This is a genomic window from Bacillus sp. ISL-57 (genome assembly GCF_018613135.1).
In the GTDB taxonomy this organism is placed as follows: Bacteria; Bacillota; Bacilli; order Bacillales; family DSM-1321; genus Peribacillus; species Peribacillus frigoritolerans.
The window spans coordinates 34405-56042 of record NZ_JAGGQV010000011.1; the positions used below are offsets into that span (position 1 = coordinate 34405).

Here is a 21638-nt window from a genome sequence, read left to right on the forward strand (position 1 = left end):
TATAGGCTAAAATAGATATAAGGGAGAGTATAATAATGGCAAAAATACTTGTGCATTTAACTCATGGGCCTACATCGCCTACACAAGCAGATAGAGCCTTTCTTATTGCAAATACAGCTATAGAGGAAGGCCATCAGGTTTCAATGTTTTTAGCGGGGGCTGCTGTAGAACTAATTCGTGATGATAATTTAAATAAAACACTTGGAGTCGGCGAAACAGCTGTTAGGTTAAAAGATTCAGTGGAGAAAATCATTGAGGGCGGAGGAAAGATTGTATTATCGAAGGTTTCCTGTGGAGCAAGAGGTATAGTAGAAGCAGATTTAGAAGGGAAACAAGTCGAATTAGGAATGCCGAATGTACTTGTGAAAATGACAGTTGAAAATGATCGTGTTATTACCTATGGATAATCGATTCTTCGATTATAAAGGAACGTTAATTTATTATTACGTTAGTTAGTGCTAATAAGATTTTAAAGTAGGTGTTTACTAGATAGATATCAAGTAGTCTTAGAACAATCAATCATCCATTTAGACTTTTAAAATAGGGAGGAAAATATATCATGGAATTAAAGGGGAAGACAGAATTTAAACAGCCGGTAGAAGTTATTTGGAATGCGCTACATAATCCGGAAGTTTTAAAAGAGGTGATCCCAGGTTGCCAAAAATTAGAGCTTATTGGTGAAAATGAATACGAAGTAGTTATGAAGCTAGGGGTTGCAGCGGTTAAGGGTGAATATGTAGGGAAAGTAAAGTTAGAGGATATCGAAAAGGATCGTTATTATGTGTTTAATGCCGAGGGAAGTGGTTCACCAGGGCATGTAAAAGCAAAAATGGACTGCAAGCTCAATCCTACTGAAAAAGGCTGCGTTCTTGATTGGGATTGCAATGCTGAAGTCGGAGGTATGATTGCAAGTGTTGGAAGTCGTGTTTTAGTTGGTATTGCTAAATTCATGGCAGGGAAGTTCTTTAAGGATATTGAGAAAAAGTCAGGAAAAAAAACAGTGAATAACTAATTTCCTACCTGACTTACAGGGGAGGTTTAAAAATGAAACCAGCAAAATTTGAATTTTTACGACCGGCGACAATTGAAGATGCGGTTCAATATTTAGCGGATTATGGGGAAGATGCAAAGATTATATCCGGAGGACAAAGTTTAATTCCTGTACTAAATATGCGGTTATCAACACCGAAGTATTTAATTGATGTAAGTCGAATAAAAGAATTAAATTATATAAAAAAAGATAGTTCAGTTATTAAGATTGGCGCATTAACAAGACACTACGAGGTAGAAGAATCCGAATTAGTTAGAAAATATTGCCCACTGCTAACGGAGGGCATGAAAAATGTAGGCCATCCACAAATTCGGAGCCGCGGAACAATAGGAGGAAGCATTGCTCATGCCGATCCATCCGCTGAGTTACCATGCATCTTAAGTGCGCTCCGCGGAGAAATCGTGATTATTGGTCCAGATGGAGAAAGAACAGTGCCAACAGATGAATTCTTCCTCACATATCTTCTAACATCGTTGGAACCGACCGAATTAGTGAAGGAGATAAGGTTTCCTATAATAAACGAAAATCATGGTACCGCTTTCATAGAAATGACTAGAAGACATGGTGACTTTGCTCTTGTCGAGGTGGCTTCAGTAGTTGGAATTGATGAACAAGGTAACTTTTCTTCCGTTCAATTAGCTGTTGGAGGTGCGGGACCAACCCCAATTGTCTTAGAGGACATTGAGGACTTTCTTATTGGGAAAGAACCAACAGAACATGTGATTGAGGAAGCTGTTAGTTCTATTAAAGACTATTTGGATCCTGAAGGTGATCTTCACTCCTCGGCGGAATATCGGATTCATTTAGCTTCAGTATTAACAAAGAGAGCATTACAGACAGCAATAAAAAGAGTTCCAAAGGGGATGATGGCATGACCCTAGAAAAGATTGAATTAACGGTCAATGGAAAAAAAGTAATTAAAGAAGTTGAATCGCGTCTGTTACTAGCCGACTTTTTGCGTGAAGAATTAAGATTAACAGGCACTCATCTAGGGTGTGAACATGGTGTTTGTGGGGCTTGCACAGTAAAAATGGATAATAGGCCGGTTCGTTCATGCTTAGTCTTTGCGGTCCAGGCAGATAAGGCTGAAATTGAAACTGTTGAATCGCTAATGGCGAAAGATGGTAAGCTTCATCCACTGCAACAGGCATTTTCAGATAACCATGCACTCCAATGTGGTTTTTGTACACCTGGATTTCTCATGTCTCTAGTATGTGATTTGGATAAAAATCCGTCTCAGGACGAAAATGAAATAAGAGAAATGATTTCTGGGAATCTATGTAGATGTACCGGATATACCAATATTATTAAGGCAGTCAAGCAGTATACAACAGAAAAAGTGTTAGAACAAAATGACGAAGGGCCAAAGAAAATAGCTGTAAAGTCATGACACGAAAGGATGTGAGGTGATGACAAAGTATGTTGGACAAAGTTATAAGCGAAAAGAAGATTATCGATTACTTACAGGTAAAAGTCAATTTGTCGCTGATATTAAGCTAACCGATATGGTAGAAGCAGTAGTGATTAGGAGCACGTATGCACTTGCACTTATTAAAAATATTGATAAAACGGCTGCTGAAAAATTGCCTGGAGTTCAAGCCGTTATTATCGCAAGCGATATAGAAGGGAAGGTAAAACCTCTTCCTTCACTTTCAGAGTTTTCTTTACCAAAAAATTTATTAGATTCTATAAAACCTGTGATAAAACCTTGCCCTGAAGATTTGCTTGCGAAAAATCATGTAGTGTATGTGGGGCAACCAGTTGCAATCATTGTTGCTGAAGATAGATATATTGCTGAAGATGCAGCCGCATTAGTAAAAATTGAATATGAAGCTTTAAAGCCTGTAACAGACCCTTATGAGGGAATGGATGACGGTGCGCCAACTATCCATCCCCATTTAGGTAATAATATTCAAGCACAATTTGATTTATCTATTGGTAACACCAAAGATGTATTTATTAAAGCGGACCATGTTTTAGAAACGAAAATCAAAACCCCTCGGGTAACTGCTAGTCCGATGGAAACACGTGGGGTTGTCGCGGAGTATGACACAAGATTAGATAGATTGGAAGTTTGGTCATCTACCCAAGTCAATTATATGGTGCGGACGAACTTATCCAAGCTATTAAGCCTGGATGAAAACAAAATAAGAGTGATTGCTCCTGATATGGGTGGGGGATTTGGGGCAAAATGTGCAGTATATCCTGAAGAAATTTTAATTCCATATTTAGCGAAGGTTTTAGAAAGACCTGTTCGATGGATTGAAGATCGATTAGAGCATATGATGAGTACCAGACATGCCCGGGATCAAATTCATAAAGTTAAAGTTGCTTATGAAAACGATGGTACAATCTTAGGAATACAAGATGAATTTGTTGTTGATAACGGGGCATATAATCCCTTATTGTTAACTGTTTCCTATAATACTGCTGCACATATGAGAGGGCTATATAAAATTGATCATTTTGACATTAAAGGGTACTGTGTGTTGACAAACAAAGCACCAAATATTGCATATCGCGGAGCTGGGCGTCCTGAAGCTGTTTATGTAATGGATCGTGTGATTGATATGATTGCTGAACAATTAGATGTGGATCCGATTGATATTATGCTGAAAAACATGATCAAGCATGAGGATATGCCCTACGATCAAGGAATGTACTATCGGGATGGTTTCAAAGTCATCTATGATAGCGGAGATTATCCAGCCAGTTTTAAGAAAGCTCTTAAATTAGCAGATTATGAAGCTTTCCGCAGTAACCAAAAAGAACTAAAAAGTCAGGGAAAGTACGTTGGAATTGGAATATCCTCGTATGTAGAGGGAACTGGGATTGGGCCATATGAAGGGGCAATTGTTCGTTTAGATGAAACAGGAAAGTTTATTGTGAGTGTAGGATCAACTCCACACGGACAAAGCCATGAAACAACATTCTCTCAAATATGTGCGGATGAATTAATGGTGAGCCCTGATGATGTTACCGTTAGGGCGGGCGATACAGATGTCGTTCCCTTCGGTATAGGAACTTTTGCAAGCCGCAGTGCAGTAACAGCTGGAAATGCCGTTCACATAGCTTCAAAAAAGTTACGTGGAAAAATCATTGAAATTGCAAGTGTTTTATTAGGGGAAAATACTGAACAATTAATATTAAAAAATGGGAAAATATTCAATCCGATAACACCAGATAAAATCGTCTCGCTTAACGATATCATTCAAGCATCAAGACCTGGGCAAAACTGTAAACTTCCGGAAGACATGGAGCCGAACTTAGAAACTTCACATTATTTTTCACCTGAAACGGTTACGTATTCTTCTGGGTTTCATATTGCAATAGTCGAGGTTGACAAAGAAACAGGATATGTAACAATCCTAAAATATATCGTTGTAGATGATTGTGGAAGAATGTTAAACCCAATGATTGTGGCTGGACAAGTTCAAGGAGGCGTCGCACAAGGAATAGGCGCGGCTCTTTATGAGGAAATTGTCTATGATGATATCGGACAACTAATGACTGGTACATATATGGATTATTTAGTTCCTACATCCATAGAAATACCTGATGTTGTCATGGGTGAGGTAACATCTTTATCGACTAGAAATCCGATGGGTATCAAAGGTGTAGGGGAAGCAGGAACCATTTCTCCGCCAGCAGCAATTGCTAATGCTGTAAGAGATGCCTTACATCCATTAAAAATTGAAATTACCGATTTGCCATTAAGCCCAAGTCGAATTTTTCATTTAATAAAGGAAGCAGAATTTCAACGACAACAATGAACTCATTAAAGATAAGATAAAAATTCAGGGAATCAGATGGAATCTCCCTCAATACAAACTGAGATTCCATCTGTCCCTAAAGTATTAAATATTATAGCTTGAAATTTTTTCTTAGTTAGTAGATTATTTAATTCTTTTGAAAGGGCTTAAATAATTAATTAAATGAATAGGGGTGTTGCGGTTGAATCAATCTAATAATCTTAATGTAGTAAGTAGAAAACAAATGATCACAGCTATTAGTGCATCAATAGTAGGTTGGGCGTTTGATTTGTTTGATCTTTTTATACTATTATTTGTTGCACCTACAATCGGAAAATTATTCTTTCCAACAAGTGACCCGATGTTACAACTTGCAGCAACATATGCTTCTTTTGCGGTAACATTATTAATGCGGCCAGTTGGATCAGCTTTATTCGGCTCTTATGCGGATCGATATGGAAGAAAGCGAGCAATGATCATTGCGGTTGTTGGTGTAGGTGTTGCTACGGCACTTTTTGGAACATTACCGACATACGGTAAAATTGGAATAGCAGCTACGGTGTTATTTATCATTTTACGATTAATTCAAGGGGTGTTCGTAGGAGGCGTTGTAGCATCTACACATACTATTGGAACTGAGACTGTTTCTCCTAAATACCGTGGATTAATGTCTGGGTTAATAGGAGGCGGTGGAGCGGGATTAGGTGCTTTAATGGCTTCTATAGTATTTCTTGCTGTTACATCACTTTTTCCAGGGCCTGAATTCGAGGTATGGGGCTGGAGAGTTATGTTCTTTACTGGGATTATTAGTTCTATTTTTGGTATATTTATATTTAGATCACTTGAAGAGTCACCGGCATGGGTTCATGCTCAAAAAGAAAATAGTAAAGTAAATAAACCCCAAAAAACGCCCATACGGACACTTTTTAGCCGACAATATTTATTTACACTAATTGTAAATTTATTATTAACAATTGGTGGAGGAACAGCGTATTATCTTACAGCAGGATATCTTCCAACATTTCTCAAAGTGGTTAATGAAACATCATCTAACATTGTATCTACTACTTTAATCATCACTAGCATTATAATGATAATATCAACTGCATTTGGAGGGTATATAAGTGATGTAATTGGGAGAAAAAAGACATTTTTAATTTCTGGTGTTATTTGTTTATTGGGGCTCCCACTACTTTTTAAGCAGTTGGGACAAGCTACTGATGGAACCTCGATTATAATATATGCATCTATTATAGTTTTTTTAGCACAGATAACATATGCTCCAACACTTATTTTTTTAAATGAAAGGTTCCCTACTGCTATTCGCTCAACCGGTACGGGGTTATCATGGAATCTTGGTTTCGCAATAGGAGGAACAATGCCGACTTTCGTTTCTTTAGCAAGTGAAACTCCGCAAAGCATTCCTGTTGTTTTGGGCTACTTTTTTACTGGGGTGTTTATACTTTATTTAATAGGAAGTTTGATAATCCCAGAAACGAAAGGGAAAATGGTGGAATCAAATGAAAAGTTATCACAAAACAAAACAGTGACTTTATAAGTAGTCACTAATTGTCCGTAGGGACACCATATTTATTTTTGGCATAATCTTACCGCTCTCAATAAAGATCACCATTTGTTGCTAGAATTCACAATATTCACTCTATTATATATTGTGCCTCTTCTATTGACAATCAATATGCGCTTAAAATATTATTAGATTAAGCTATTAGTATTGAGGTGGTAATTTTGGTTGATAAGTTAGATACTAGTGATCGGCTCTTATATGCAGCAATTAATTTAATAGCTGAAAAGGGTTATAAAGCAGTTTCGACAAAAGAAATTGCAAAAGAAGCGTCTGTTAGTGAAATGACATTATATCGTCATTTCGGCACAAAACAAAGCGTTTTAGATGCGGCTATTGACCGATTCTATTATTCAGCTTCGATGCAAGAACTTTTTGAAAAAAATATTGTTTGGAATTTAGAAAAAGATTTGTTGATGATAAGCGAATCTTATTATAAATTAATGAAGAAAAATCAAAAAATTATTCTTATCGCATTTAAAGAAGGGAATTCAATAGAAGGATTGTTTAATCAAATTAATAAACATCCACGTCAATTAAAGGAGCATCTAATTAGGTATTTTTTAGAAATGCAACAAAAAGGAAAGATACAATTCGAAGTCAATGTTGAAAGTTTGGCGATGGTTTATTTATATATGATGTATGGAGAGTTTGTTTCACGTAATTTTGTAGATGGACATCAAATAACTTCAATAGATGCTGATAAATTTATTAAAACTGTAGTTCAGTTATTTATAAGTGCACTGAAAGTAAAGGTTAGTAATTTATAACTTAATTGTGAGTTATTGCAAACTAACGTAAAAATATAATTGGGGGAATACTTGAAAGCTTTTGGCCGGAAGAATTTTAGTAGGATGTTAAACGATTGATAATGGCGGCTGGAGTAATTGTTTATATATCTTACTTGTGATGTATCTCGATCCTGATCCATTTCTTGTTCCTAGAGCACCTAAACAAAGTGAATACAACAAATGCGAAAGCCCGATTGAAATGATCTTACCTTAAATGGGTATCAGGTTTTTACTCTAAGTATAAAGTTGGGCCATATCGTCCAGAAGCAGGTATGAATGAGGACTATCCTCACTTCCAACCGGTTTTAAGTAGACCGATTAACTGGGATCTTATTCGACAACAGTATGGACAAATCATTAAGTATGCAACTGTGTCAATTTCCTTTAAATTGCTAGCTTATGAAGCTAATCTAATTCTTTTTGATTTTGGGCAGACTTCATCCTTTGGTGAACTTGCTTCTTTTTGATCATACGCATCGCTTCTATTCCACTCAAAATATTATTGGCTGTTCGAAAAGATTTCAATCCTAACATCGCACGAACACTCTTTTTAATAAAACGATGGTCTTGTTCCACGATGTTATTAAGATATTTTACCTGTCTTATTTGGATGCCTACGGGCATCTTTTTCTTTTTCTCTTTCTTCATCTCTTCAATTGCTATAGGGCTTAGTGACAGGGTAGCTGCTCTAGACCGCAAAGTATCATATAAAATGGATGTGATGTTATGCCTCAGGTCAAGGATGTTATGCTTAACGATGTCATCTGTGTACAAAAAAGGGAGATACCATTCGCCATTTACTCATGGTGTCATATAGATAATCGAAAAGTGTTTTGTATCCCTTGAAAATCGCTTTAATATGGATTCGGTAGAAGCAGTACCCACACCAATTAAAAAAAACGATAACGCAATCGTCAATTCGACTCCCCATTGTTCCCTTAGTTTTCTACAAGTAAGCAAAAAATATCTATACAAAAAATAGGGAGGGCAGTAAGTAAACTAATCGCAACGCTAGACATCTCTTAATCCGCCTGAATATTTTTTAGAACTGGTGAGGTCGATGTGATAGAAGCTCATAAGTTCATGGATATAATAAACAAAAAAAATTCCAAACTACATAGTAAATCTTGATGAATTTTTGGTATACTATAGTTAACTTTTTGTTTAATTGTTAATTATAGTTGAACTATTTGTACATCATAATATAATTATCGAGCATAGTCAATTTGAAAGGTGTGAAAATGTGAAAGAGGAAAATATTGACTTATCTAGTCATGTAGGGCTTAATCTAAGAGAAATTCGCAGAAACAAAAGGATTAGTCTTGAAGAGTTGGCGAGTTTAAGTAATGTTAGTAAATTAACGTTAGGAAAAATTGAAAGAGGGGAAACAAATCCGACAGTTAATATCCTTTGGAAAATATGTAGAGGATTAAATATTCCCCTAGTATCTTTATTAACATTCGAAGAAGATATTAAAGTACACCGATTTGTATCTAATTACCATTTCGTAGGGCATAATGATGATTGGTTTATCGAACCATTATTTAAAGCTTTTGGCACAGAATGGTATAGAGCATGCATCGAACCAAATAGTGAGTACAGTGAGCTTCATTTAGCTGGTTCCGAAGAAATCGTCCTTGTATTAAATGGCCAATTGGAGATAAGAGTAGGAGGGAAAACCCATCAATTAAACAAATGGGATGCTATTAAATTTAAAGGAGAAGAATTTCATACGTACATTAACCGCTCTAACGAAAAAGTATATCTAATGCTAGCTTTAGCCTATAAAACTCCTTAAACCAAAAGTAAAACTTCTTCATTTGAGATTTATCTGCCTAAATTGCATGTACTCACTTCCAGTAAAGTGTTCAAAGTTAGTACCGCCACAATCCATGTCGTCACAAAACGTGAATAATATGACCAGTTGCAGACGGAAATGAACTGGAACCAATAGAACCAGCCTATCCTAGTGAAGTAGTAAAACGCTATCGATATAAAGGAACAAATACAGAAGCTGGGCGTTGGGATATGCGAACCATTAGTCGAAGTCAAGGGTGTCCATGTGACGTGGAATCTGAAGCCCTAGACAAATCCACGGTCTGAGGTACACGAATCACATTTGAGGTTCTTACTTTCAGGACGAACCTGCAGAACAAGGTAAAGTCCTAAATATCCCCGGATGAGGTAGGAATAAATGTGGCAGATATGTGGAGAAAGTGGATGAACATACCCTGGGTGATCTCTTAGTACCTCGTTAGAGAACCTACCTAGTGATAAGTAACTGTACGAAAGAAGCGACTATGTTAGAGTCATTTACAAGATAGCAAGGACACAGCCAATTGAGGACTGCTAAAGAGTGAATATTCGATAAATAGGAGCATCTTTAATAGAGTGGAGTTACTCTTGTACAACCTCAACATCATAAGGACAATATGAAATTTACTAAAACATTAATTAAAAAAATATTGGAAAGTAATAATCTAAACCAAGCTTTTGAAAGGGTTAGAAGAAATAAAGGAGTAGCAGGAGTCGATGCGAAAGATATAGAAGCTACTCGCCTATATTTTAAGGAAAATGGTGAAGAGATTATCCAACTGATTAAAAAAGGTAAATACAAACCTAAACCAGTAAGAAGGGTTCAAATACCTAAGCCAAACGGAGGGTTTCGAAACCTTGGAATACCAACTGTGACGATAGGTTCTTCAACAAGCCGTTGTACAGATGTTGACACCTATTTACGAACCACAATTTAGTCAATATAGTTACGGATTTAGACGGAACAAAAGTGCACATCAAGCCTTAGAACAAGCAAGGCAGTACATAGAAGATGGGTACAACTTCGTCGTAGATATTGACCTTAAAGGATTTAGCGACATTAATTTAGAACAAGATAGCTTTTACATATCCTCAAGAAAATATGCATTTGGATCAAAAGAGCCCTTAAATACGGAAATAGCGTAATTCCTATTCCTGAATTGGGCACGATTTTTAAAGAGCCTCAAAAGTAGATGATAATTAAGATGGAATCCTACACAAAAGAAGTATATTTTATTATATATTTTAATACATAATTGGGTGTTTGTTTAGTATCACGATTTTATCACTTTACATTTTCAAATGATATTGCAAAGGTTGGTTTAAAATGAATTTAGAAACTGATGATCCAAAACAAGTTGTTTTACAAGTTGGGGGAGTACTAAAAAAAAGTATTTAAGTCTTGAAGAACTATCAGAATTATCGGGTGTAAGTAAGCTAACGCTAGGAAATATAGAACGCGGAGAAACAAATCCAACAATAGAGATGTTATGGAAAATTTCAAAAAATTTATCCATACCACTCATGGCTTTATTCTCAACCGAAAGCAATGTGAATCTGTCTCGAGCCGGGGAAGGACTACGAATTGTTGGGGACGGAAATAACTGGGCAATTGAACCGATTTTCCAAAATGCAAATATAATATCGAAAAGTACCTTGCTTATTTACAGCAAATAGCTCCTACCATCCAGAAAAACATCATCATAATACAACGGAACTTATAACTGTCATGTCTGGAACCATTACAATTAACGTTAATAATGAATCATATACCCTAAATCAATATGATTCAATTAGTTCTACAAATGGCACACATTCATTTGCCAATCATACCAACGATGTTGTTGTTCTCCATATCATATTGAAATACGGAATCTGAATTTCTTTTCTCCTAGCTTATCCTAATACAAGGAATGCTTCAATCCATTAGTGGACCGGGGCATTCCTTTAATTTGTTTAAAATAGTTCTATATTCAAGGGTAGACAAATCTAAATAAATATATTATAGTGTTATTTGTTGTAGAAAAGGTATATTATAATATACAAATATGTTCAGTTACGAATATTGTTCTTTCGTATATCATTAATCTTTAAAGTAAATCATAATGAACAAACTACAAAACATGAGTTTTTCAAAAAGCTAGGAGGAAATAGGATGGGTTCAATGGATCAAGTAATTAAAAAGGAGAATAAAGGTGCCATTTCAACTGTTGGCAAATCTGCAGTTTGGATAATGATTGTTGGTATTGTATTTATTGCTGCTAACTTACGGGCCCCTTTGACCTCGGTAGGGCCAATAGTTGGTCTTATTAAGGATGATATGAGTATTTCAAATACATTGGCGGGTATGGTTACCACGCTGCCATTATTAGCCTTTGCGCTTTTTTCACCTATTGTACCCAAGTTAGGACAAAAATTGGGGGTAGAACGAATTATTTTTGGTTCCATCGTCTTTTTGACTGTCGGCATTGTTATACGTTCCCTATCAGGGATTGCTGCTTTATATATAGGTACTGCTCTTCTTGGTTTGGCTATCTCCGTCGGTAATGTATTGTTACCTGGCCTGATCAAACGTGAATTTCCTGAACGCATTGGCTTAATGACTGGCGTGTATTCCATTTCTATGAATTTATTTGGAGCAATAGCTTCTGGTGTTAGTGTTCCTATCGCAATCGGATTAGGATTTGGCTGGAAAGGTGCAATGGGAATTTGGGGGATTTTAAGCTTTATATCTATTTTATTTTGGTTACCACAGATGAAACATCGTAACGTGAAAAGGGATACCGTTCATAATAAAACGGCTGACAGTCATGTGAATTTGTGGGGTTCGGCACTAGCGTGGCAAGTAACCCTGTTTATGGGACTGCAATCCATGATCTTTTATGTACTTGTTGCCTGGCTGCCAGAAATTCTTAAGCAGCAGGGATTGAATTCAAGTCAGTCTGGCTTGATGCTTTCCGTTATGCTATTGGCTTTGCTCCCATTTACCTTCATTGTCCCAGTCATCGCAGGGCGCATGTCCGGTCAACGTTCGTTAGTGACCATTACAGCGATTTTACTTTTAATCGGGACGTTTGGGTTACTATATGGTAGTTCGAATTTAATCGTTTTGTGGATCATCGCTCTAGGCATAGGAGGAGGCTTCGCATTCAGCCTATCCATGATGTTTTTCGGCTTACGTACAGAGAATGCGCAACAGGCCGCGGAATTATCCGGTATGGCCCAATCGATTGGATACCTGCTTGCGGCTGTTGGCCCAACCCTATTTGGGTTTATACATGATGCAACCAATAGCTGGACGATTCCACTTTTAATATTAGTTGGCGCATCGGTTCTACTCTTTATATTTGGTCTTGGTGCGGCCAGAGATCGATATATAGGTTCTGCCCAACAGTAAAACATATAATTTTGGAATGAAAGGATAATGAATATGTTTAATAAAATTCTTGTCGCTATAGACGAATCCGATATGAATAGCAAAGTATTGGAGGCAACGTTGAGTATTGCCAATAATGGGAAATCTCATGTAACACTAGTGAATGTTAGTAAGGAAAATGTAACAACGGGTTTAACATATGTACCAGAAGATTATCTGGAGGAAGTATTAAATGAATTGGAAAAGTCGAGTATACGAATACTGGAAAGGGCCAAAACCAAACTAATATCTGCTGGGGGAATGTCCATAGAAACAATCCATCTTAAAGGAGACCCTGCTCATCAAATTTTAGAATATGCCAAAGAACATGAACAGGAACTTATTATCATTGGCAGACGTGGACTTAGTGGAATGAAGGAATTAATGCTTGGTAGTGTCAGCCATAAGGTCGCTCAGTTATCAAAATGTCCTGTCTTAATTGTTCATTGATGAGAACATGATTAAATATTTTCTGTCTAGGGGGGCCCCCTATAATAGTTTTTGGGAACTACTCCCCCTTTAAAGTGCCTAATCGTAATATAAGGTTAGCCAGGTAATCTAAACTGTACCCTTTGTAAAGGACGTTAAAAAAGGTTAGGCCACACAAAGAAGATGATTTCTGTATTCTACAGGGGTCATCTTCTTTAAATTCCATTGGTATCTAAACCTATTATAATACGTCATATAACTTCTTATTTCCTTTTTAAGTTCTGCATATCAAAAGCCTCAAAAACATGTTCTCGCAGCAATCGATCCTTTTCTATACCGAACACGTCCTTTTTTAGAGTACTAGAATAAGTATGTCCAAGTTTGAGAGATTACTTGCAAGTTTCTTAAAGTTTTTGCACCAGAATCGGTTATCAAGGGATAATAGGATATTGAAGATTCATAATTTTATTGACAACTGTCTTTCCTGTATATTAGCATTAGATTGTTGTTAGTTTGTACTAACTAACAAACTGACTAACGATCTACCATAAGGAGGTACAACATGTGTGAGGAATTAATCCTAAAAAATGAGTTTGCTCTTTCTGTGAAAGTAGGGTCATTCACCGAATGGCGATAGGGGGAAGAAAAGTGTCGAATTCGGAACATGAAAATCCACTAGAAACGAATATAAAAACACTGATTCATAAGAGAAAAATTGGAATGCGCTGGTGGCTTGGAATTATCTTTATTTTTATAGGTCTGGTTTCCTATATGGATCGGGCGAACATGTCTGTTGTAGCTGTACCAATGATGAAAGAATTAAATATGAATAAGGTCCAATTCGGTTTTTTAGCCTCATCCTTTTTTCTTGGTTATGCACTTTTTCAAATTCCAAGTGGAATCATTTCTGAAAAATTTGGTGTACGACGAATTATAACTTTTGCTATGATTTGGTGGTCAATATTTACAGCGCTGACAGCTGCATTCTCTTCATATATATTCCTTAGTTTGGTTAGATTCCTTTTTGGAGTTGGAGAAGCTCCCTTGGCCCCAGCTAACGCGGTTTTTAATTCATTTTGGTTTCAAAAACAGGAAAAAGGTCGTGCAGTTAGTTTATTACTAGTAGGGCAGTTCTTTGGCCCAGTTATTGCGCCAGGGATCTTAGTTGCACTTGTAGCAGCATTCGGATGGCGAAGTGTTTTTTATTTATTTGCCATCCCGGGTATCGTAATTAGCATATTCTGGTATATCGTGAGTCGCGATAAGCCAGAAATGCATTCTTGGGTTTCTGAATATGAGAAAAATCTTATTCTTACAAATCGTGATATTTCTAATGCCGATCATAAGAGGACCCCTTGGAAAGATTTTTTAGGCAATACCCAATTTTGGGCAGTCGGATTACAGTATTTTATTGTTGTGTATATGACCACATTATTCATCACTTGGTTACCAACATACCTAATTGAAGCTCGTCACTTTTCTCTAACAAAAATGGGGGTAGCAGCAAGCTTTCCATTTCTTGCAATCTGTTTATTGATGCTAGCAGGTGGTGTAATTTCAGATTATCTTATACAAAAAGGGAAAAGCCTTATGGTAGCTCGAGGTGGATTAGCAATAACAGGTTTAATTATTTTTATTATAACGATTAATTTAGCGTCACTTACTAATAATCCATTTTTAAATGTACTTTGGTTAACAATAGCTCTTGGCTCACTTGGTCTTCCCGTAGTACAATCATGGGCAGTCGCAAACGATTTAGGTAAGCAGTTTGCGGGTTCAGTGAGTGGTTGGATGAATTTTTGGGGAAACATAGGAGCCGTACTCTCTCCAATTATATGTGGCTGGACTGCACAACAAATGGGTTGGAATATAGCCTTAATGATAAATTCTGTGCCCGTCTTGTTTGCTGCTGTCATATGGTTCTTTATTAAACCTGATAAACAGCTTGTGAAATAAAAACAGATAATCGGACGCTTTCCTTGCATAGGGAAGTGCCCATTCTCTATTTAACGGTATTTGCTTTTCGGAGACCCTTAATCCACCTTTTCGTGAAATCTATACTTTAGGGGTAAAGAATCCTAATTTGATAAGGGTTTTACATTGAAGACATATAAACAACGTGTACTCTTGACGGTTCTGGTGCCAAAATAACTCATTTATAAAAGTGTAGTTTACGGAGTTATTTCTTAGCATTCATAACCTTTTACTGCAAGAATAGTCATTATATAGAACAAAATAACGTCTGTAAGGAAAAACTGAAATAAATTGGAGTTTTTCCGATTAACAAATGAATTAAAAACACACAACATAATATGCAAACAGAACTTAATAAAAAATTTATTTCCTAACTTATTTAACAGGATAAGGAATTCAAAAAAGGATCAGGGAATGCTGCTAAATTTCCTGATCCTTTTTTATTTAAGGGGGGTCTTAGACCTCAAGTAGATTTCATGCTTCGATAAATAAGAAAATTAATCCTAATGACTGTTGTGTAAAGAAGCATTGTTTTAACATAAATTATCTTTGACCTTCACTAAAAATTCAGGGATTTCTTTGATGGATAGCCTAAAAATGCTATCAAAAGATATAATCATGTTATTTTATAATAAACCTCGTTAGAATATAAAAAAATACCTATATTTTTATTTGTCTACAGGCTTGTAGCATTTATAACCTTTAGAAGAAGGTGATGCTTAACAGTTTGTTGTAGGGGTTGAAGAAAATGATGATTTCTTTAACTTGATGATAAAGTGGGGGAGTAAACAATCCATTTATGCGTAAAATTTCAGTTTTACGAATAAATGGACATGAGAATGAATGTTTGGTATAATCTTCATATAATAATTAAGGGAGCGTGTCTTATGTATACAGAGATGTTTCAAACCATTCAAGATACTCTCATAAAAAAAATAGATCCCGTTTTCATTATTATCTTCGGTTCTTATGCCAAAAAATCTACACATAAAGACAGTGATATCGATATTGCTTTCTACTGTGAGAATCAATCGCTTACTACATATGAAGTTTTTCAGCTGGCTCAGGAATTGGCAGATATTCTGAAAATTGAGGTGGATTTGGTCAATATCCGTACAGCATCCACGGTATTTAAAGCCCAGATATATACTACCGGTACCATTATATATTCGGCGAATGACACTCTTCTTAAAAACCTCCAAATGACTGCACTAAGCATGTACGCTAAATTGAACGAGGAACGCGAAAATATCATTAAAAAAATAGGAGAAAGTGGGACCATCTATGAAGAATGATGTGATATTGAACAAAATCAGTGTTATAGAACGTTGCATGAACCGGGTTAAGGTCGTATACGAAAACAATCCAGAAAACCTGAAGGACTATACCAAACAAGACTCAATCATACTCAATATACAAAGGGCCTGCGAAGCGTCGATCGACTTGGCTATGCATATTGTAGCTGAACAGAAATTAGGATTGCCCCAAACCAGCAGAGATGCTTTTGACATGCTTCACGGGGCTTTAATTATCGATGAAAATACGGTCAAACGATTAAAGGCCATGGTGGGTTTCAGAAACATAGCCGTTCATGATTACCAGACGGTTAATCTAGACATTTTGCAGCAAATTGTTGCGAACCATCTTGAGGATTTCACAGACTATACAAAACAAATCCTCAAATTTTAATAAAGGAGTTTTATATGAATTACAAAATCCGTGTTTATGATCTCCATACAAATAAAGAAACAATCAAGGTAGATAAAATCTTTGAAACGAAAGATGCTGCTGAATCTGCTATCGAAAACCATAAACTTAAAAATCCAGAAAAATATGAGTATGTAAAAGTTCCTGTGAAAAGTTAATTATTTCACTCCTATCCTTCTGTAGGACCTTTTACGTTAGTAGTTAGTAACTTGAACATAACATTATTATGTAAACAACTATTCGTAAAAATTGAATTTTACGCATAAATTAAACTTAAAAAGGAGTCAATCAATGGCCAATACCAGACAACATCAAGTCCATGAGCAGAAATTGGAACAGCTGGTTAAGTCCATGCCTTTCTATATCGTTGAATATGTTGACAATAAATTGGATACCCGTTCCCCTTCCACCCTCTTGAATTACGTTCTTGATTATAAATTATTCTTGGAGTGGCTGATTGCGGAAGGCATTGCTGATCAGGAGCATATTAAAGATATCCCCTTATCCGTGCTGGAAAAGTTGAAATTGATCGAAGCCCAATCCTTTATAAAATTTTTAGAACGGAGAAATATCCCGATCAATAAGAAGGAAACAAAAAAAGCGGAAAAAGTATCCGTCAATCGGAAAATTTCAGCACTACGTTCCCTTTTCAAATATTTAACGACTCAGACCGAAAATGAGGAAGGCGAACCTTACTTCTATCGAAATGTTATGTTGAAAATTGAAGTGAATAAAGTGAAAGAAACGTTGGGGGCACGTGCTTCCAGAATATCGACAAAGATTTTCCACAATGATGAGGATGCCCGGTTTCTTGAATTCGTGAAACATGACTATGAAAAGGAGCTACCTGAAAAGTCCAGGAAACTCATTTACTTTAAAAGGGACAAGGAACGTGATTTTGCGATCTTATCTCTCTTCTTAGGAAGTGGAATTAGAGTGAATGAGTTATCTAACTTAAGGCTACGAGACTTGGATTTCGAGGAAAAACAAATACATGTTTTACGTAAGGGCGGAAAAAAGGATGTAGTGGCTGTCTCTCCTCCGTCCATGCAGGACATAAAAGAATACCTAGCTGTACGAACGGAACGTTATAGGGGATCAAACGAAGATACGGCCTATGTATTCTTGACTAGGGTGAATGATGGAGCCACCCCTCTTTCCAACCGCGCCATCGAGGCTTTAGTAAAGAAATACACGAAGGCCTTTAAGTCCAATAAATCCATGTCTCCACACAAACTGAGGCATACCTATGGAACGAATTTAATGGAACAATCAGGAGATATTCATTTGCTGATGACTCAACTTGGTCATACTTCAACCACAACAGCTGCCCTCTATACAAATCCTGAACAAGAGAAGGCTAAAAAGGCTGCGAAACTGCTGGGAGAGAGAAGAACAAATTATCTTGAAAAGGACTGAATGAAAAAAGAGAAGATTTTTCTAGTCTTCTCTTTTTTAGTTTTGAATGTAAATCTCGATAAAGTTACTGGTACGCTTTGTTTGAAGAACCAAATTCACGAATTTTGCCTATAACTGTTTCTTTAATCGCCTCACGACCTGGACCAATAAATTTACGTGGATCATACACATCAGAGTCTGCATTTAATACTTCACGCACTACTTTTGTAAATGAAATTTGATTTTCTGTATTTACATTGATTTTAGCTGTTCCTAACGAGATTGACTTTTGAATTTGATCTGTTGGGATGCCTGTACCACCGTGTAAAACAAGAGGTAAACCGGTTGTTTTACAAATTCGTTTCATCTCTTCAAATCCTAAGTTCGGTTCCCCCTTGTAAGGTCCATGAATAGAACCTAACGCAGGTGCCAAACAATCAATACTAGTAAGCTTCACTAACTCTTCACATTCTTGTGGATCTGCGTAGATAACACCCTCTGCAATCACATCATCTTCCTGTCCACCAACAGTACCTAACTCAGCTTCAACAGATACCCCACGCTCATGAGCATATTCCACTACCATTTTGGTGATTTCCACATTTTCTTTAAATGGATGGTGAGAAGCGTCAATCATCACTGATGTAAACCCAGCTTCAATGGCAGCTTTACATTTTTCAAAACTAGAACCGTGGTCTAAATGGATCGCGACAGGAACAGTGATATTCATTTCCTCGATAAGAACTTTTACCATCGCAGTTACTACTTTAAATCCACCTACATAACGAGCTGCCCCCTCAGATACACCGAGGATAACTGGAGATTTTTCTTCTTGAGCTGCAGCTAAAATAGCCTGTGTCCATTCCAAATTATTGATGTTGAATTGGCCAACCGCATACCCTTCTACTAACGCCTTGTTTAACATCTCTTTCATTGAAGTTAAAGCCATATTAATATCCCCCTTAATAATAGACCCAAACCTTTTATTTTTTGTAAGGGTCGTTATGTAAATCAATCATACATACTATTTACAACTTATATCCCAATTTTTTGTATACGATAATTGTATTCGCCAGTGTTCTATAACCAACTATTCTATGCATAGTACATGTCAGTATTCAATTTATGCTTCATATGTTCTTATTTTATTGATACGGTTTTTATGTCTACCACCATCAAAAGGTGTTGTTAACCATATTTTTGCAATATCACGAGCTAGACCTGGACCAATCACACGCTCTCCCATAGCTAATATGTTGGTATCGTTATGTTCTCTCGTTGCCTTAGCACTAAACATATCATGCACAAGTGCACAACGTATTCCCTTTACTTTGTTGGCTGCAATGCTCATTCCAATACCTGTTCCGCAAATTAAGATCCCACGGTCCACTTCTCCTTTTGCAACCTTTTCAGCTACTGGCAGGGCATAATCCGGATAGTCAACAGATGTACTGCACTCACAGCCCATATCTTCATATTCAATATTCATTTCTTTTAACAGAGAAATAATCTCTTTACGAATATTTATACCACCGTGATCAGAAGCAATGACTACTTTCATATTTTCTTCCTCCTAAGTTACTGCGCTTGATTCCGAGAACCAAAAAGAGTATTTTTTTCACCCACTGTAGCTTTAATCGCTCCGGGCCGGGTAGGATATTTTTCCTCCTAATTTATCATGATTTACATAGATTTCTGCTTCTTCCACTATATAGATAGAGTTCGTGCTAATTGATACAAGGACATATCAATTTCATGAACTTGTTTCTCAGCTTGCTCAAAAGATTTATAGACAATTTTCCCACTATTAAAACCTACCATATTCCCGCCATGTCCATCGATTAGCAAATCGACAGCTTTTGCACCCATTTGACTACCTATCATTCGATCGTATGCAGTTGGGGTTCCTCCGCGTTGAAGATAGCCTAAAACAATAACCCTTGTATCTAACTTAAATCGGTCCCTTAATGCAACGCTGATATCCGCAGCTCTACAAACACCTTCGGCAACGACAATAATACTATGCATTTTCCCGCGATTACGCCCACATGTAATTCTTTCAAAAATATCCTCTATTCGATAGGAAGCTTCAGGAATGATAATGGATTCTGCACCTGAACATAATCCAGCCCATAAGGCAATGTCTCCAGCTCCACGTCCCATAACTTCTACAACGGAGGTTCGCTCATGTGAAAAGGCAGTATCACGAATTTTATCAATTGCATCAATCGCAGTACTGACGGCTGTATTAAAACCAATAGAGTACTCTGTACCAGCAATATCATTATCAATTGTCCCAGGTATTCCAACTACTGGAACACCTTTTTTACCTAATTTTCTAGCTCCAATAAAAGAACCATCACCACCAACGACAACCAAACCATCAATTCCATATTTATTTAATTGATTAAAAGCCGTTTTTTGTCCTTCTTCTGTTTTGAATCGTTCACTTCGTGAGGTCCGTAAAATCGTGCCGCCGCGGTGAATAATATCGCCTACACTTCCTAATGTCATCGGAGTGATATATCCCTCTAATAAACCCTCATAACCATTATGAATTCCAAATACATCCATCCCTTTATAAATTCCTCTTCTTACTACCGCACGAATAGCCGCATTCATGCCTGGTGCATCACCACCGCTTGTTAAAACCGCAATTTTCCTCATAATCGGCCTTCTTTCATTCGATATAATCGGATAAGTCTTTATTTGATTCACAAGAATGTATAATTTCTACCACTTATAATAAATTTTAATAGTAATAAACCTTAATCTTGAATGTAAAAGAGGCTATTCTATAAGTTGACTCCTCGACTTATAGAACAGCCTATTTTCATGATTAAACCTATTTATGTTTGCATTTATATTAACTTCTTTTGAGGCAATCGTTTTCTGTACGACTAATCATTCGGAGTGATTAGTCCATATGTTGTCCACCGTTGATATCGATATCTTCACCATTGATATAAGCTGCTTCTTCAGATGCTAGGAAAGCGATGGTAGCTGCAATATCTTTTGTTTCCCCTGGTCTTCCGGCTGGAATATTGGCAATAATGCCGTCTGCTTGTTCTTTCGGAAGCGACTTCCAAATTTCAGTGTTGATTAATCCTGGTGCTACTGAGTTTACTGTAATACCATCTTGTGCCACTTCACGAGCCATGTTTTTAGAGAAACCAAGAACCGCAGCTTTTGATGCAGAGTAGTGAGCACCACCGAATACTCCACCGCCACGCTTACCAGATACTGAAGAAAGGTTGATGATTCTTCCGTACTTTTGTTCTTTCATGACTTTCGCAGTTGCTTGAGAACATAGGAATAAACCAAACATATTGACATTGAAGATACGTTTGATATCATCTAGGGTCATATCTTCTACTGTTACTTTTTGTGAAATACCAGCGTTATTTACTAGGATATCAAGACGTCCAAATTCTTTAAGAACCTCTTCAACCATTTTATCTACAGATTCTTTGCTTGTCACATCAAGTTGAACACCTAATACTTGACTGCCCGTTTCTTCTTTAATCACGTCCACTGTCTCTTGAACGCCTTCCATATTAATATCAGCAATAACCACTGCTGCACCTTGACGAGCAAGGGTTAAGGCGATTTCACGTCCAATTCCTTTTGCTGATCCACTTCCTGTTACGATGGCTACACGATTAGTTAATTCAAACATTAATGTATTCCTCCTAGGTTAGGGAAACATGGGGACTGTTCCCAT

The 21638-nt window shown here is 36.8% G+C and carries 20 protein-coding genes and 5 pseudogenes; 19 read left to right on the forward strand and 6 right to left on the reverse strand.

Annotated features, from left to right (window positions below; translation table 11 throughout):
- Nucleotides 1-35 precede the first annotated feature (35 nt).
- From J7I90_RS16395 to J7I90_RS27435, 8 genes and pseudogenes are all read left to right on the forward strand, one after another.
- Nucleotides 36-407: a DsrE family protein gene (locus J7I90_RS16395; RefSeq protein WP_214772905.1), complete on the forward strand. Its 372-nt coding sequence runs from the start codon at nt 36-38 to the stop codon at nt 405-407.
- A 152-nt stretch (nt 408-559) separates the two neighbouring features.
- Nucleotides 560-1012 (forward strand): SRPBCC family protein, encoded by a 453-nt coding sequence (locus tag J7I90_RS16400; protein ID WP_214772906.1) that lies wholly within the window; start codon nt 560-562, stop codon nt 1010-1012.
- A gap of 32 nt (nt 1013-1044) precedes the next feature.
- Entirely contained in the window at nt 1045-1926 is an 882-nt protein-coding gene (locus tag J7I90_RS16405; RefSeq protein WP_214772907.1) for an FAD binding domain-containing protein, read from the forward strand.
- A complete protein-coding gene (locus J7I90_RS16410; protein WP_214772908.1) occupies nt 1923-2441 on the forward strand; it encodes a (2Fe-2S)-binding protein in 519 nt (172 codons plus the stop codon). The genes J7I90_RS16405 and J7I90_RS16410 overlap by 4 nt, the downstream gene beginning before the upstream one ends.
- Before the next feature lie 19 nt (nt 2442-2460).
- Nucleotides 2461-4824 (forward strand): xanthine dehydrogenase family protein molybdopterin-binding subunit, encoded by a 2364-nt coding sequence (locus J7I90_RS16415; protein WP_214772909.1) that lies wholly within the window; start codon nt 2461-2463, stop codon nt 4822-4824.
- Nucleotides 4825-5005: 181 nt separating this feature from the next.
- Nucleotides 5006-6361, forward strand: coding sequence for an MFS transporter (locus J7I90_RS16420; protein WP_251025331.1), 1356 nt, complete (start codon nt 5006-5008; stop codon nt 6359-6361).
- A 188-nt stretch (nt 6362-6549) separates the two neighbouring features.
- Nucleotides 6550-7155 carry a TetR/AcrR family transcriptional regulator gene (locus tag J7I90_RS16425; RefSeq protein WP_251025332.1) on the forward strand — a complete coding sequence of 202 codons (606 nt, stop codon included), beginning with the start codon at nt 6550-6552 and terminating at the stop codon, nt 7153-7155.
- 275 nt (nt 7156-7430) lie between these two features.
- A pseudogene (locus tag J7I90_RS27435) lies at nt 7431-7643 on the forward strand (Tn3 family transposase); the annotation flags it as partial.
- On the opposite strand, the pseudogene J7I90_RS16435 reads toward J7I90_RS27435, so the two are convergent.
- Nucleotides 7582-7842, reverse strand: a pseudogene (locus J7I90_RS16435) (DDE-type integrase/transposase/recombinase); the annotation flags it as partial. The pseudogenes J7I90_RS27435 and J7I90_RS16435 overlap by 62 nt on opposite strands.
- A 577-nt stretch (nt 7843-8419) precedes the next feature.
- Here J7I90_RS16435 and J7I90_RS16440 point away from each other — a divergent pair.
- From J7I90_RS16440 to J7I90_RS16460, 6 genes and pseudogenes are all read left to right on the forward strand, one after another.
- A complete protein-coding gene (locus J7I90_RS16440; RefSeq protein WP_214772911.1) occupies nt 8420-8974 on the forward strand; it encodes a helix-turn-helix domain-containing protein in 555 nt (184 codons plus the stop codon).
- 634 nt (nt 8975-9608) lie between these two features.
- The gene (locus J7I90_RS27440) at nt 9609-9929 is read left to right on the forward strand and encodes a hypothetical protein (protein WP_251025334.1); all 321 of its coding nucleotides are present in this window, start codon (nt 9609-9611) and stop codon (nt 9927-9929) included.
- Between the two features lie 505 nt (nt 9930-10434).
- Nucleotides 10435-10668, forward strand: a pseudogene (locus J7I90_RS27450) (helix-turn-helix domain-containing protein); the annotation flags it as partial.
- 22 nt (nt 10669-10690) lie between these two features.
- Nucleotides 10691-10870 (forward strand): annotated as a pseudogene (locus J7I90_RS27455) (cupin domain-containing protein); the annotation flags it as partial.
- Nucleotides 10871-11146: 276 nt separating this feature from the next.
- Complete coding sequence (locus tag J7I90_RS16455) at nt 11147-12388, forward strand: CynX/NimT family MFS transporter (protein ID WP_214772912.1); 1242 nt, start codon at nt 11147-11149, stop codon at nt 12386-12388.
- Between the two features lie 33 nt (nt 12389-12421).
- Complete coding sequence (locus tag J7I90_RS16460; RefSeq protein WP_214772913.1) at nt 12422-12856, forward strand: universal stress protein; 435 nt, start codon at nt 12422-12424, stop codon at nt 12854-12856.
- Nucleotides 12857-13000: 144 nt separating this feature from the next.
- On the opposite strand, the pseudogene J7I90_RS16465 reads toward J7I90_RS16460, so the two are convergent.
- Nucleotides 13001-13123 (reverse strand): annotated as a pseudogene (locus J7I90_RS16465) (IS3 family transposase); the annotation flags it as partial.
- Between the two features lie 411 nt (nt 13124-13534).
- On the opposite strand from J7I90_RS16465, the gene J7I90_RS16470 reads away from it, so the two are divergent.
- The 5 genes from J7I90_RS16470 to xerS all read left to right on the forward strand — a co-directional run bounded on the left by J7I90_RS16470 (nt 13535) and on the right by xerS (nt 17935).
- Nucleotides 13535-14791 (forward strand): MFS transporter, encoded by a 1257-nt coding sequence (locus tag J7I90_RS16470; RefSeq protein ID WP_396020441.1) that lies wholly within the window; start codon nt 13535-13537, stop codon nt 14789-14791.
- Between the two features lie 905 nt (nt 14792-15696).
- Complete coding sequence (gene mntA, locus J7I90_RS16475; RefSeq protein ID WP_214772915.1) at nt 15697-16104, forward strand: type VII toxin-antitoxin system MntA family adenylyltransferase antitoxin; 408 nt, start codon at nt 15697-15699, stop codon at nt 16102-16104.
- Nucleotides 16094-16498 (forward strand): type VII toxin-antitoxin system HepT family RNase toxin, encoded by a 405-nt coding sequence (gene hepT, locus J7I90_RS16480; RefSeq protein WP_214772916.1) that lies wholly within the window; start codon nt 16094-16096, stop codon nt 16496-16498. The genes mntA and hepT overlap by 11 nt, the downstream gene beginning before the upstream one ends.
- 14 nt (nt 16499-16512) lie before the next feature.
- The gene (locus tag J7I90_RS16485; protein ID WP_214772917.1) at nt 16513-16674 is read left to right on the forward strand and encodes a hypothetical protein; all 162 of its coding nucleotides are present in this window, start codon (nt 16513-16515) and stop codon (nt 16672-16674) included.
- Nucleotides 16675-16807: 133 nt separating this feature from the next.
- Nucleotides 16808-17935, forward strand: a complete 1128-nt coding sequence (xerS, locus tag J7I90_RS16490; RefSeq protein ID WP_214772918.1) for a tyrosine recombinase XerS — start codon at nt 16808-16810, stop codon at nt 17933-17935.
- Between the two features lie 64 nt (nt 17936-17999).
- Here the strand turns inward: xerS and J7I90_RS16495 are convergent, their stop codons facing one another.
- The 4 genes from J7I90_RS16495 to J7I90_RS16510 form a co-directional block, all read right to left on the reverse strand.
- Nucleotides 18000-18863 carry a class II fructose-bisphosphate aldolase gene (locus J7I90_RS16495; protein ID WP_096340520.1) on the reverse strand — a complete coding sequence of 288 codons (864 nt, stop codon included), beginning with the start codon at nt 18861-18863 and terminating at the stop codon, nt 18000-18002.
- A 174-nt stretch (nt 18864-19037) separates the two neighbouring features.
- Nucleotides 19038-19475 (reverse strand): ribose 5-phosphate isomerase B, encoded by a 438-nt coding sequence (rpiB, locus tag J7I90_RS16500; protein WP_214772919.1) that lies wholly within the window; start codon nt 19473-19475, stop codon nt 19038-19040.
- A gap of 146 nt (nt 19476-19621) precedes the next feature.
- Nucleotides 19622-20581: a 6-phosphofructokinase gene (gene pfkA / locus J7I90_RS16505; RefSeq protein ID WP_214772920.1), complete on the reverse strand. Its 960-nt coding sequence runs from the start codon at nt 20579-20581 to the stop codon at nt 19622-19624.
- Between the two features lie 250 nt (nt 20582-20831).
- Nucleotides 20832-21593, reverse strand: coding sequence for an SDR family NAD(P)-dependent oxidoreductase (locus tag J7I90_RS16510; protein ID WP_214748189.1), 762 nt, complete (start codon nt 21591-21593; stop codon nt 20832-20834).
- Nucleotides 21594-21638 lie beyond the last annotated feature (45 nt).